We start from the raw sequence: 13,043 nt of genomic DNA on the forward strand, positions 1-13,043 counted from the left end.
GGTCTGTACCCCGGACGTGTGGGTCGACATGGGCTACGGCGATGTGACGCCCGAAACCCCACCCACGTGCACGCCGCCGTCCCCGCCACTGCCCGCACCGCACACGTCCCCGCCGCCCGCGCCGGCTCCCCCACCGTCGCCCCCGTCGGCGGTCCCCGAGCCGACGCCGCCGAAGCCGCCCGGGCCCGCGCTCTCGCCACCGCCCGAAGCCGCCTCGGAACCCGCGGCACCGGCACCCGCCGCACCGCCGCCTCCCGGCCCGGAGTCGACGCCAGCGGCCCCGGTGCCGGGCTCCACCCCGGCCCCCGCGCCGTCGCCCCCGGCGAAGGCGCCTGAGGCCTACCGGTGGGTGCCACGCTCGCACTACACCGGCGGCCCGTCCCGTCCCGCGCCCGCCAAGCTCTCGATGACCATGTCCACGGTCGTGGTGACCCTGCCGGCTGTTCTGGCCGCGGCCGCCCTGCGACCCGGGTCCCGCCGCCGCGGCCGCGGCTGACCGCCCGCTTCCCGTCCGGCCGGCGGGTCCCTGACCGGTCCCCCGTCCGCTCCCCGTATGCCGTACACATCGCTTCGCTCGTCCTGGAGTTGTGCAATGCCGGAATGGCTCGTCTACACCCTGGCCTCAGTCCTGGTCTGCGTTCTCGTCGTCACGGCGACCGTCGTGCGGCACCGTCGCGTCGCCGTCGACGAGGACACCTCCGAGACCCCGGACGTGCTGGAGTACATGGTCATGATGGTCGGCGTCGTCTACGCCATCGTGCTCGGTCTGGCCATCGCCGGCGTGTGGGAAGCCCGTACGGCTGCCGAGGACACCGTCCAGCGCGAGGCTCAGGCCCTCTACGAGATCGATCAGCGCCTGGACGTCTACCCGGCCGCGTTCCGCACGCAGATCAAGGGGCACATCGACGCCTACGCCCGGCACGCGGTCACCACCGAATGGCCCGCCCTGAAGGACGGCACGCCCGTCGACGGCACCGGCGCCGAGCTCCTGGGCCGCATCCGGAGCGACATCGCTCACCGCACCCCGGCCGACGAGCTCCAGGCCCAGGCCTACCAGCCGCTCCTGGACCAGGTGGCGGCCGCGGACGACGCCCGCCACCAGCGCCTGGACACCTCCGGCACGACCCTGCCCGCCGCGCTCTGGTTCGGCCTCGTCGCCGGCGCCCTGGTCACCCTCGGCCTGCTCTACACCCTGCAGATCCGCCGCTCGGCGCGCGAACTCCTGCTCGCCACCACCTTCAGCGCGCTGGTGGTCTTCCTGCTCTTCCTCGTCTGGAGCTTCGACGCGCCCCTCGGCCACTCCGGAACGGACTCCGCCCAGCCCTTGAGCGACCTCCTCACCACCGCGGTCTGATCAGGGATCACGAAGGGAAGCGGTACCGCACGTCGCGAGCCGGACGCCGTCAGCAGCGGCGGGTCTGGTACGGCACGGGGGCGGGTACCGGTTCGGGCGGTGCCGGGCACCGGCTCACGGCGAAGAGGAACGTCAGCGCGATGCCGCCCGCGGCCACGAAGAGCGTGGTGCGGATCCCGTCGGCGGTCGCGGTGCGGAGTTCTTCGCCGGAGAGGCCGTCGAGGCCGGCGGTCGACACCAGGACGAGGACGGCGAGGCCGACGGCCGCGCCCACGCCCGAGCCGGTGGAGGCGATGCCGGAGGCGATGCCCTGCTGCCGGTCGGGGACGCCGGTGGCGGCGGCGATGAACATGGTGGTGAAGACCACCCCGTCGCCGACGCCGAGCGCCACGAGACCAGGGACGAGTTCCGCGTACGTGCCGTCCGGCGCGATCGCGAGGCCGAGCGCGACCGCACCGAGCGCACCGACGGCGAGGGCGGCGCACAGGGTCCGCCGGAGTCCGAACCGCGTCACGAGCCGGCCCGCGACGGTCGAGCCGGCCACCACCACCGCCGTCGGGAGGAGGAAGCCGACGCCGGTCCGCAACGCGTCGTAGCCCAGGATCTCCTGGAAGTAGAGGGACAGGAAGTAGAGCACGGATCCGAAGGTCGCCATGAACATGAAGGCGATGACAACGCCGGTGATCAGGTTGGGGTTGGAGAACAGCCGGGGCGGCATCAGCGGGTCGGGGCTCCGCCGCTCGACGACGGTGAAGGCTCCGATCAGCAGGACGCCCACCGTCGCGCTCACCAGGATGACCGGCGAGAGCCAGCCCGATCCCGGGCCCTGCACGAGAGCGAACACGACGAGGGTGACGCCGAGGGAGATGCTGAGCGCACCCGGCAGGTCGAACGTGCGGCCCTTCTCCCGTTCACCGTCCCGGGGGATCACGACGAAGGCGAGCAGCAGCGCGGGGCCGGCCAGGGCGACGTTGACGAAGAAGACCGCCTCCCAGCCGAAGAGCTGCGTCAGGAGACCGCCGAGCAGCACACCGATGACGAGACCTGCCGCGCCCGCCCCGCCCCAGATCCCCAGGGCGCGGTTGCGCGGACGGCCTTCGTCGAAGGTGGTGTTGATGAGCGCCAGGGTGGTGGGGAAGACCAGCGCTCCGCCGAGCCCCTGGAACGCCCGGGCGGCCAGAAGCACTTCGGGGCCGGTCGCGAGCCCTCCCGCGAACGCCGCCCCGGCGTAGAGCGCCAGCCCGGTGACCAGGACACGGCGTCGCCCGAGCAGGTCCGCGGCCCGTCCGCCGAACAGGAGGAAGCCGGCCGAGGCCACCGCGTAGGCGCTGATGACCGACTGCAGCGTCTGCGCGGAGTAGCCGAGGTCCCCCGCGATGTCGGGAAGGGCCACGACCACGATGTACTGGTCGAGCGAGACGATCAGCATGGCGAACGACAGGAGCACCAGCGTCGCCGTCTCGCGGTTCCGGCCGAGGCCGCCGGAGTCCGGCGAAGTCTCTACGCGTCCCACGGCAGCACTCCTGGTGATCGGAACCGCGCCCGGCCGGCTGTCTTCGGTTCACGCCTTCCGCTGCATGTCGCTCCGTGCGGGGTTGCTCTGTTCGGCCGCCTTGGGGTCCTTCTCGTCGGCCTTGTCGCGTACACCTTGGGCGATGCGCTCGCCGATCTTCTCGTCGATGTTCGTCCAGTACGCGAAGGCCCGCTCCAGGACCGGCTCGGAGACGCCGTTGAGGAGATGGCCGACCACGTTGTCCACCAGACGGTCGCGAGCCGCGTCGTCCATGACCTCGCGCACGAGCGTGCCGGGCTGTCCCCAGTCGTCGTCCTCCGGATGGGAGACGTACGCCGCCCGGGTGATCTCACCGTCCGCCGTCCAGCTGGGCGGGGACCCGAACCGCTCGGTGTCTGCGGCGGGGCCGCCCTTGGAGTTCGGCGCGTAGACCGGATCGGTCGTCCTGCGGTAGGCCATCGCCCCGTCCTTCGAGTACGTGTGGACGTCGACGACCGGCGCGTTCACGGGCAGCTGCTGGTAGTTGGCGCCGATGCGGTGGCGGTGGGCGTCCGCGTAGGAGAACAGCCTGGCCAGCAGCATCCGGTCGGGGCTCGGCCCGATGCCGGGGACCAGGTTGTTGGGCTGGAAGGCCGCCTGCTCGATCTCCGCGTGGTTGTCGGTCGGGTTGCGGTCGAGCGTCATGCGCCCGACCGGGATGAGGGGATAGTCGCCGTGCGGCCACACCTTGGTCAGATCGAACGGGTTGAACCGGTACCCCGCGGCCTCCTCGTACGGCATGACCTGGACGTACAGCGTCCAGGAGGGGAACTCCCCGTCCCGGATGTGCTCGAAGAGGTCCCGCGTGTGGTAGTCGGTGTCGACGGCCGCCATCTGGTCGGCCTCGTCCTGGGTGAAGAACTCGATGCCCTGGTCGGTCTTGAAGTGGTACTTCACCCAGAACCGCTCGCCGGACGCGTTGATCCACATGTACGTGTGGGACGTGTATCCGTTCATGTGCCGCCAGGTACGCGGGATGCCCCGGTCCCCCATGAGCCAGGTGACCTGGTGGGCGGACTCCGGGGAGAGGGTCCAGAAGTCCCACTGCATGTCGTGGTCGCGCAGGTTGTTGTCCGCGCGCCGCTTCTGGGAGCGGATGAAGTGCTGGAACTTCATCGGGTCCTTGACGAAGAACACCGGCGTGTTGTTGCCGACCATGTCGTAGTTGCCTTCGCTGGTGTAGAACTTCACCGCGAAGCCGCGCGGGTCGCGCCAGGTGTCCGGGCTGCCGCGCTCACCGGCGACGGTCGAGAAGCGGACCACGAGCTCGGTGCGCGTGCCCGGCTGGAACAAGGCCGCCTTGGTGTAGCGGCTGATGTCGTGGGTGACCTCGAAGTGGCCGAACGCGCCGCTGCCCTTGGCGTGGGGCTGGCGCTCCGGGATCCGTTCCCGGTTGAACTGTGCCATCTGCTCGATCAGATAGGCGTCCTGCAGCAGGATCGGACCGCCCGGGCCCACGGTGAGCGAGTGTTCGTCACTCTCGACCGGGGCGCCGGAATCGGTCGTGGTGGCGGGTCGGCTCTCGGTCATCGGTCAATCTGCCTTTCCTCGAGCTGAGCGGTGGCGCGGCCCCTCGGTGGCACGTCGGCGCGTGGCCGGCGTCGAGGGGCTGCTGCCCGTTCGGTCGGGGCTCGTACGACGTCGAGATGTCCCCTCCCCGGGGAACCTCGCCCTCGTTGCCCATGTCTCGACATGTCGCCTCGCCCGCCGTCGCCGCGGTAAACGTCTTTCTCCACCGTCGGCTGCGCCTGCCGTCGCGGTGGGCGTGCTCTGCGCGGTCGGCATGGGCCTCCTCGCCGGGTGCGGGCGGACCTACGGGCACCGGGCGGCCTGGCCGCCCGGACGCACCTCCCAGCCTGGGCCGTCTCGGCCGAAGCCACCACCGGAGGCCGGACGCCTCCCCCACCGCCGGGGCCCGCCGCCCCGCGCGGTGGGGGACGTCAGGCGACAGCGCTGAGGGTGTCCGCGAGGCGGCGGCGGGCCGCGCGGGCCGCGGGGAGGGCTGTCAGGGCGATCGCGCCGAGGACGGAGGCAGCGCTCATGGCCACGAGGTGACCGGCGGGCGGGGCCTCGGCCACGCCGGAGCCGATGCCGATGGTGTGGGCCTCGTGGTCGATCAGCCAGTGGGCCAGGGGGACGCCGAGGGCCGTCGCTGCGAGGGCGGCGACGAGCGCGGTGCAACCGATGGCCGTCACCGTGACGGCGGTGATCTGGCGTGGGGAGAGGCCGATGGCCTTCAGGGCCAGCAGGTCGCGTTCGCCGTCGCGGATGCTGCCGCCGATCGCCGTGGACAGTTCGGTCAGGCCGATCAGGGCGAGGACGGAGATCAGGCCGACGACGACCCCGCGCAGAGCGGAGAACCGGTCGGCGGGGGAGGTGACCCCGTGGACGTCGAGATGCCCACCGGACGCGTCGGCCAGTTCGGCGCGGACGGCACGCGGGTCGGCGCCGGGTTCCAGACGGAGCTGGTAGAGGGTGGGGCTCAGGGACGGGTCGTTCTCGCGCAGCGTGTCGAGCGAGGTGGAGATGACCCGGCCGCCGTTCTCCGGCTCGATGCTGCGGCCGACGAGGTGCAGCACCTGCGGGTGGCCACCGACGGTGACTCGCACCCAGTCTCCAACGCGTACGTCCAGCAGGTCGAGGAGGCCCTGGCCGGCGACGGCCTCGTCCGGTCCGTCGATGGGCCGGCCCTCGGCGACCGTGTACGGGTAGGGATCGACGCGGGTGCCGAGACCACGCAGCGCGATGGTGCCGGTCTGGCCGGGAACCAGGGCGGCGACTTCGAGCCCCGGGTGGGCCGCGTCGATGCCGTCGTTGGCCGCCAGCAGCGCGGCGGCCTCGCGGTCGCCGAGCGTCGCGTCGGGGCGGGCGGTGAGCGCGGCGGCGTGGCCGAGCCGCTCGGGCCGGCTGTCGAACCGTTCGACGGTGGTCCAGGCGCTCAGCGCCACGGTGATCAGCAGCAGCGGCAGGGCGAGGCGGACGATGGTGGACGGGGCGCGCCGTCCTCTGCCGAAGGCCCGGTGCCAGCCGAGAACCAGGGTCGCCGGTGTGCGCAGTGCGAGCGCACCCCGGGCGGCGCGGGACAGTCCTCTGCCCGGCGCGGCGGCGGCGGGGACGACGGGTACGGGCTCCACTCGCCCGGCCCGCCAAGCGGCGAGGCAGGTCGCCACGCCGATGAACAGCACCGCCGCGACGGGCACCGCGAGCAGCGCCGCCGTGTGCCCCTGGAGCCCTTGCCAGACGCCGACGGCATCGCCGAGCCGGCCGGGCAGGTGGGTGCCGAGCGCCTGCACCGCCGCCGTGGCGAGGGTCGCTCCCAGCACGGCGAAGGCCAGGTGCTGGACGAGGAAGACACGCACGACCTGGCCAGGGGTGAACCCGATGGCCTTGAGGACGGAGATGTCCCGAAGGTGGCCACGGACCCGGGTGCTGATGGCGCCGAACACCGCGAGGGCCGCGGCGATCAGCGCTCCGAGACCGAACAGGCCGAGGACCTGGCCGAGCAGCCGGGTGTCGCCCTGGGCCTCGGAGCGGCCCTGCTGCCAGGTGCCGACGTCGGTGACGGCACCGGCGCCGAGCACGGTGACGGCGCGCTGGACGACGTAGTCGGTGTCGTCCGGGTCCGCCAGGCGCAGTCCGACGACCTGGCCGCCCTCGCGTTCGGCGGGCACCGTGCGCGGCAGGGCCCAGACGGTGCCGGGCCGTTCACCGGGGCTGTAGCGGGGCTCGGCGCTGTCGGCGACGCCGAGGACGGTCAGGGTCCGGCCGGTCGGCAGGGTCAGCCGGTCGCCCGGTACGGCCCACAGCGCACGGGCGAGGCTGGATTCCAGGACGACACCGTCCGGGACGGTGCCGTCGAGCCAGCGGCCCGACGTCAGCAGGGGGCGGCCGGTGGCCGGGGGTTCGACGGCTGCGGCGCGCAGTTCGATGCGGGCGCGTGTGCCGCGCGAGGCGACGGTGTCGCCCGCGGTGCGGTAGGGGCCGGATATCCGCTCCACCCCGTCGAGGGCCGCGAGGGCGCCGGTGTCGGCGGTGGGGCCGGTGTGGATCCACACATGGGCGCCGCGCGACTGGGTGAAGACCCGCTGCCAGGGGTTGGTGGCGTAGCCGAAGAGCGCCGTGGCCAGGAGCAGCGAGGCGACGATTCCGGCGGTCGCGGCGACCATGAACAGCGCCTCGCCCCGGTGGGTGCGCAGATCGGCGTGCGCCCAGCGCAGCATGGCCCGCACGGGTCAGTCCTTCAGTTCGAGTACGCCGGCGAGGCCGTTGCCGCGCGGCGGGGTGCCACTCAGATCGGCGTCGTCGGCTATTCGCCCGTCGAAGAAGCTGATCACCCGGTCCGCGGCGCTGGCGAGCCGGGCGTCGTGGGTGACGAGCACGATGGTCTGGCCTTGCTGGTGGAAGCGGGCGAGCTGCCGCATCACTTCGCGGGTGCCCTTGCTGTCGAGGCTTCCGGCGGGTTCGTCGGCGAGGAGCAGCCGTGGCTGGTTGACCAGCGCACGGGCGAGGGCCACGCGCTGCTGTTCGCCGCCGGACAGCTCGCCGGGCATGCTGCGGGCCTTGCTGTCGAGGCCGAGCTCGGCGAGGAGCCTCTCGCGTTCGGCGCGGGCCCGCTTGGCGGAGGTTCCGGCCAGCAGCGCGGGCAGTTCGACGTTGTCGGCGACGCTGAGGTTGGAGACGAGGTTGAAGAACTGGAAGACGATGCCGATGCGGCGGCGCCGTTCCACCGCCCAGCGGGCCTCGGTCCAGCCGTCGGTGCTCTCGCCGTCCAGCAGGAGCGAGCCGCTGTCCGGACGGTGGAGGCCGCCGAGCAGGTGCAGCAGGGTGGACTTGCCCGCACCGGAGGGCCCGGTGACCGCGACGAACTCCCCGCGCCGCACGGTCAGGTCGACGCCGCGCACCGCGTGGGCGGGAGCGCCCTCGCCGTGGTGGGTCTTGACGAGGCCGTCGGCGCGCAGCAGCGGCACGGGTACGGCGGAGTCGGTCATCGCAGCTCCTCCAGCTCCTCCTGGCAGCGCTCCAGCCAGTCGAGGTCGGCCTGGAGGTGCAGCATGGCGCCTTCGATCAGCAGGTGGGCTATGCGGTTGTCCCGGTCTTCGGCGGCGGCCAGCTTGGACAGGTTGCGCATGGTGGTGAGGTATTCGCGTCGCTGCTTGTTGATGAGGGCGATCTGGTCGGCGAGGCCCGTGCGCGGGGCGAGGGCGAGCTTCATGAAGAACTCGTCCCGTACCCGCGGCTCGTCCGCCGTCTCGTCAAACCAGGCGCGCAGTGCTTCCTGCCCGGCTTCGGTGAGGCGGTAGATCTTCTTGTTGGGGCGGCTCTCCTGGGCGATCTCCTCGCCCTCGATCAGCCCGGACTTCTCGAGGCGGCCGAGCGTGACATAGATCTGCCCGACGTTGGTGGGAGGGTACGCGGCGCCCAGCAGTTGCTCAAGGTCCTGCTTCAGCTCGTAGCCGTGGGCGGGGCCCCTGGCCAGGAGCGCGAGGAGGGGATGGCGCACCCGTACTGTCCTCCCTTGGCGTGCTCCCGGTGTGGTGAGGGCTCTAGTATCGCCCATGCCTAACGGGTATACATGCCCTGTTGCTGGACGAAGGTGTACGGCGCGGCGCCCTGGGAGGAACCTATGCGGTGGATGCGGGCCGCGGGTAGGGGTCTCCTGGCTCTCGCGGTGGTCCTGACGGGCTACATGGCCTCCGGAGCCCCCTCGGGCGGAGCGGAGCGGGCGGGTGGCCGCGGCCCGATGACGCTGGCGACCGCCGGTGATCTCACCGGCTATCTCGCACGTGTCCTGGAGGGCTGGAACCGCGCGCACCCGGCCGAGCGCGTCACCGTGGTCGAGCTGCCGGATTCGGCCGACGAGACCCGGGCCCAGATGATCACGGATCTGAAGTCGGGCGGGGGCAGGTTCGATCTGCTCAACATCGATGTCGCGTGGACGTCGGAGTTCGCCGCGGCCGGCTGGATCGCTCCCCTGGAGCGCGGGCGGTTCCCCTTGGAGAGCTTCCTGCCTCCGGTGGTGGACACCGCGACGTACGACGGACGGCTGTACGCCGTCCCGTACGTGACCAACGCCGGGATGCTCTTCTACCGCAAGGACGTGCTCGACCGTGAGGGGCAGCGCCCGCCACGGACCTGGGCGGAGCTGGAGCGGCAGGCCCGCACCGTCGCCCCGAAGTACGGCCTGGGCGGTTACGCGGGTCAGTTCCTGCCGTACGAGGGGCTGACGGTCAACGCCGCCGAGGCGGTGTACTCGGCGGGCGGGACCATCCTCGGTGACGAGGGCGAGCGGGTCACGGTCGACTCGGCGGCCGCCCGCTCCGGGCTGGGGTTCCTCGCCCGGGGTGTACGGGACGGCTGGATACCTCGGGAAGCCCTGACGTACAAGGAGGAGGAGTCCCGGCAGGCCTTCCAGGACGGCCGGCTGCTCTTCCTGCGGAACTGGCCCTACGCGTACGCCGGCGCCTCCGGCGCGCAGTCGAGGGTCGCGGGGAAGTTCGGCGCCGTGCCGCTGCCGGGCCCGGCGGGGCCTGGCGCGAGCGTGCTGGGCGGCTCCAATCTGGCCGTCAGCAGCCGGGCCCGGCATCCCGAGTCGGCGCGCGATCTGATCGCGTACCTCACGAGCGAACCGGTGCAGCGCCGTGTCCTGACCGAGGGGGCCCTGCCGCCCGTGCGGAGCGCGCTGTACGAGGATCCGGCGCTGGTGGCGCGCTTCCCCTATCTGCCCACGCTGCGGGCGAGCGTGCTCGCGGCCGCGCCGCGTCCCAAGAGCCCGCACTACGAGCAGGTGAGCCTCGCGGTGCAGGCGGTGGCGCACGACGCGATGACGCAGCACCAGACGCCCGAGGCCGCGGTGCGCCGGCTCGCGGACGAGCTGGCGGCCATAGCCCGTCGCCGCTGACTCGTCACCCGGGGCTGTCCCTCTTCGGCGCTCTCTCGCCTTCACTTCTGCGCCCCCTACTTACCCGTTAGGTATCAGCATGCGGACCGGCATGCCTTGACCGTGGGCGCAAACCAGGGCATTTCACCCCAACTGACTTCGATCCTTGGCAGCTTCGTTGACACCCTCTCGTCATACCTACTTAACATGCATGCATAACCGCTACCCGCTCTGGGTGGCGTGCACCCCTTCACGCAGAAATACAGGTCAACGGGTGATGCTCACAGCCCCAGGCCGCCGTCACTGGTGGCGCGACGCGGTGATCTACCAGGTGTACGTCCGCAGTTTTCTGGACAGCACCGGCGACGGGATCGGCGACCTCGCCGGTGTCCGGGCCGGATTGCCGTACCTGAAGAAGCTCGGGGTCGACGGGATCTGGCTCAGCCCCTTCTACCCGTCGCCGCAGCACGACCACGGCTACGACGTCGCCGACTACTGCGACGTGGACCCCGTCTTCGGCGACCTCGCCGAATTCGGCCTGATGGTCGCGGACGCACATCGGCTGGGCGTCAAGGTGCTGCTGGACATCGTCCCCAACCACTGCTCCAGCGAGCACGCCTGGTTCCGCGAGGCCCTCGCGGCCGGGCCCGGCAGTGAGGCCCGGGCCCGCTTCCACTTCGCCGAGGGGCGCGGTCCGGACGGCGACGCCCCGCCCAACAACTGGCACGCCATGTTCGGCGGACCGGCCTGGAGCCGGGTCACCGAGCCGGACGGCACGCCCGGCCAGTGGTACCTGCACATGTTCACGCCCGAGCAGCCGGACCTGAACTGGCGCAACCCCGAGGTCGGCGCCCATTTCGACCACGTCCTGCGCTTCTGGCTGGACCGGGGCGTCGACGGCTTCCGCATCGACGTGGCGGCGGGCCTGTTCAAGCACCCCGACCTGCCGGACTCCCCCGACCCGGAGGCCGACGCCCGTACCCGTGACTCGGTCAACCCGCTCGCCTGGAACCAGCCCGAGGTGCACGACGTGTGGCGTCACTGGCGGTCGGTGTGCGAGGAGTACACGGCCCTCGACGGGCAGGAGCGGCTGCTGGTCGGCGAGGTGTCCGTACCGACCGCCCGCGAACACGCCCTGTACGTCCGGCCCGACGAGCTGCACCAGGCGTTCTTCTTCGACCTGCTCGGCGCGCCCTGGGACGCCGACTCCTTCCGCAAGGTGATCGACGAGGCGATGCGCGACATCGCGGGCACCGGCTCCACCGTCACCTGGGTGCTCAACAACCACGACCAGGTGCGCACGGTGACCCGTTACGGCGAGTCCGGCACCGAGGGCAGCGGACTCGGGGCCGCCCGGGCGCGCGCCGCCGCCCTGCTGATGCTGGCCCTGCCCGGCGCCGCGTACATCTACCAGGGCGAGGAGCTGGGCCTGCCGGAGGTCGTGGACCTCCCGGACGAGGTGCTCACCGACCCGATATTCCGGCGCACCGGCAGCCGGGCCCGGATCCGCGACGGCTGCCGCGTGCCGCTGCCCTGGTCCGGACACGCCTCCCCGTTCGGCTTCAGCACCGGGGCGGAGAGCGCCAAGCCGTGGCTGCCGCAGCCCGGATGGTTCGCCGAGCACGCCACCGACCGGGCGCTCGCCGACACCCGCTCGGTCTGGCACCTGTACCGCGAGGGTCTCCAGCTGCGGCACGGACTGCCGCAGCTGGGCGAGGGCACCTTGCGCTGGCTGGAGGCGCCGCCCGGCGTGCTGGCCTTCCGGCGCGGCGACGGACTCGTCTGCGCCGTCAACTTCGGCACCGCTCCGGTGCCCGCACCGGTCTCCGGCGCCCCGCTGCTGTCCAGCGGACCGTGCCCGACCGCCGTACTGCCCGGGTCCACCGCCGCCTGGTGGATCAGTGACGACACGACTCTGGAGGAACTGCGATGACCCTGCGACGGATGACGACGGCCTGCTGCTCCGCGCTGACCCTGGCGCTCGCCGCCACCGCGTGCGGCGGCGGACCGGTGAGCGCCGGTGGCGGCGGCAAGGAGCTGTCCGGCCAGACCCTCGATGTGGCCGGGGTCTGGTCGGGCGCCGAGCAGAAGAACTTCCAGAAGGTGCTGGACGCCTTCACCGAGAAGACCGGCGCCAAGACCCGGTTCGTGTCCACCGGCGACAACGTCTCCACCGTCGTCGGCAGCAAGATCGAGGGCGGGAACGCCCCCGACGTGGTCATGGTCCCGCAGGTCGGCGTGCTCCAGCAGTTCGCCCGGCAGAAGTGGCTCAAGCCGCTGTCGGAGACCGCGGCGAAGGCCGTCGACACCAACTACGCGCCGGTGTGGAAGAACTACGGCTCCGTCGACGGCGCCCTCTACGGCCTGTACTTCAAGGCCGCCCACAAGTCGACCGTCTGGTACAGCCCGGAGGCCCTCGACCAGGCGGGCGTGAAGCCGCCGAAGACGTACGAGGAGATGCTCAGGAGCGGGCAGACGGTCTCCGACTCGGGCCTGCCGGCATTCGCGGTCGCCGGTGAGGACGGCTGGACGCTGACCGACTGGTTCGAGAACATCTATCTCTCCCAGGCCGGCCCCGAGAAGTACGACCAGCTCGCCAAGCACGAGATCGCGTGGACCGACCCGACCGTGGTCAAGGCGCTGACCACCCTCGGCACCCTCTTCTCGGACAAGAAGCTGGTGGCGGGCGGCCAGAAGGGCGCGCTCGGCACCGACTTCCCCGGCTCGGTCGAGAAGGTCTTCGGGCCGGAGCCCGAGGCGGCGATGGTGTACGAGGGGGACTTCGTCGCCGGCGTCGCCAAGGACCAGTTCGGCAGGAAGATCGGCGAGGACGCCACGTTCTTCCCCTTCCCGGCGGTCGAGGGCGGCAAGGCGCCTGTGGTCAGCGGCGGTGACGCGGCCGTGGTCCTGAAGGACGGCAAGAACCAGAAGGCCGCCATGGCGTTCCTGGAGTACCTCGCGACGCCGGAGGCGGCGGCCGTGTGGGCCGAGGCGGGCGGCTTCCTGTCGCCGAACAAGAAGCTCGACCTCGCGGCGTACGGCGACGACACTCTGCGCGAGACCGCCAAGTCGCTGATAGACGCCGGGGATTCGGTGCGCTTCGACATGTCGGACCAGGCGCCTGCCGCGTTCGGCGGCACCAAGGGCGTGGGCGAGTGGAAGATCCTCCAGGACTTCCTGCGCGACCCGTCGAACCCGGCCGCCACGGCCGCGGCGCTGGAGGGCGCGGCGGCCAAGGCGTACAAGGGCTGAGGCGGCCG

Annotated in this window: 10 protein-coding genes; 5 read left to right on the forward strand and 5 right to left on the reverse strand. The window is 72.0% G+C overall.

The genetic code is table 11. From position 1 onward, the window contains the following. Positions 1-66 precede the first annotated feature (66 nt). Both ACFY8U_RS02075 and ACFY8U_RS02080 read left to right on the forward strand, forming a co-directional pair. Positions 67-336, forward strand: a complete 270-nt coding sequence (locus ACFY8U_RS02075; RefSeq protein ID WP_389564423.1) for a hypothetical protein — start codon at positions 67-69, stop codon at positions 334-336. Between the two features lie 256 nt (positions 337-592). Further along, the gene (locus ACFY8U_RS02080; protein ID WP_361431394.1) at positions 593-1,354 is read left to right on the forward strand and encodes a hypothetical protein; all 762 of its coding nucleotides are present in this window, start codon (positions 593-595) and stop codon (positions 1,352-1,354) included. A gap of 49 nt (positions 1,355-1,403) precedes the next feature. Here the strand turns inward: ACFY8U_RS02080 and ACFY8U_RS02085 are convergent, their stop codons facing one another. From ACFY8U_RS02085 to ACFY8U_RS02105, 5 genes are all read right to left on the reverse strand, one after another. After that, positions 1,404-2,867, reverse strand: coding sequence for an MFS transporter (locus ACFY8U_RS02085; RefSeq protein ID WP_389564427.1), 1,464 nt, complete (start codon positions 2,865-2,867; stop codon positions 1,404-1,406). A 48-nt stretch (positions 2,868-2,915) separates the two neighbouring features. Continuing rightward, entirely contained in the window at positions 2,916-4,436 is a 1,521-nt protein-coding gene (locus ACFY8U_RS02090; RefSeq protein ID WP_389564430.1) for a catalase, read from the reverse strand. 410 nt (positions 4,437-4,846) lie between these two features. Then, a complete protein-coding gene (locus ACFY8U_RS02095) occupies positions 4,847-7,135 on the reverse strand; it encodes an FtsX-like permease family protein (RefSeq protein ID WP_389564435.1) in 2,289 nt (762 codons plus the stop codon). A gap of 3 nt (positions 7,136-7,138) precedes the next feature. After that, complete coding sequence (locus ACFY8U_RS02100; protein ID WP_361755951.1) at positions 7,139-7,894, reverse strand: ABC transporter ATP-binding protein; 756 nt, start codon at positions 7,892-7,894, stop codon at positions 7,139-7,141. Then, on the reverse strand, positions 7,891-8,406 hold the full coding sequence (locus tag ACFY8U_RS02105; RefSeq protein ID WP_361596036.1) for a PadR family transcriptional regulator: 516 nt from the start codon (positions 8,404-8,406) through the stop codon (positions 7,891-7,893). Before ACFY8U_RS02105 ends, ACFY8U_RS02100 begins: the two co-directional genes overlap by 4 nt. Positions 8,407-8,529: 123 nt before the next feature. On the opposite strand from ACFY8U_RS02105, the gene ACFY8U_RS02110 reads away from it, so the two are divergent. The 3 genes from ACFY8U_RS02110 (at position 8,530) to ACFY8U_RS02120 (ending at position 13,035) form a co-directional block, all read left to right on the forward strand. Next, on the forward strand, positions 8,530-9,804 hold the full coding sequence (locus ACFY8U_RS02110) for an ABC transporter substrate-binding protein (RefSeq protein ID WP_389564438.1): 1,275 nt from the start codon (positions 8,530-8,532) through the stop codon (positions 9,802-9,804). A gap of 256 nt (positions 9,805-10,060) precedes the next feature. Then, the gene (locus tag ACFY8U_RS02115; RefSeq protein WP_361755945.1) at positions 10,061-11,716 is read left to right on the forward strand and encodes a glycoside hydrolase family 13 protein; all 1,656 of its coding nucleotides are present in this window, start codon (positions 10,061-10,063) and stop codon (positions 11,714-11,716) included. Next, entirely contained in the window at positions 11,713-13,035 is a 1,323-nt protein-coding gene (locus tag ACFY8U_RS02120; RefSeq protein WP_389564440.1) for an ABC transporter substrate-binding protein, read from the forward strand. Before ACFY8U_RS02115 ends, ACFY8U_RS02120 begins: the two co-directional genes overlap by 4 nt. The last annotated feature ends 8 nt before the right edge of the window (positions 13,036-13,043 follow it).

It is taken from the genome of Streptomyces sp. NPDC012508 (genome assembly GCF_042902595.1).
GTDB lineage: Bacteria > Actinomycetota > Actinomycetes > Streptomycetales > Streptomycetaceae > Streptomyces.

Coding starts and splice junctions, on each gene's coding strand:
- ACFY8U_RS02080 (WP_361431394.1), top strand. CDS start 593: ATGCCGGAATGGCTCGTCTACACCCTGGCCTCAGTCCTGGTCTGCGTT.
- ACFY8U_RS02090 (WP_389564430.1), bottom strand. CDS start 4,436: ATGACCGAGAGCCGACCCGCCACCACGACCGATTCCGGCGCCCCGGTC.
- ACFY8U_RS02100 (WP_361755951.1), bottom strand. CDS start 7,894: ATGACCGACTCCGCCGTACCCGTGCCGCTGCTGCGCGCCGACGGCCTC.
- ACFY8U_RS02110 (WP_389564438.1), top strand. CDS start 8,530: ATGCGGTGGATGCGGGCCGCGGGTAGGGGTCTCCTGGCTCTCGCGGTG.
- ACFY8U_RS02115 (WP_361755945.1), top strand. CDS start 10,061: ATGCTCACAGCCCCAGGCCGCCGTCACTGGTGGCGCGACGCGGTGATC.
- ACFY8U_RS02120 (WP_389564440.1), top strand. CDS start 11,713: ATGACCCTGCGACGGATGACGACGGCCTGCTGCTCCGCGCTGACCCTG.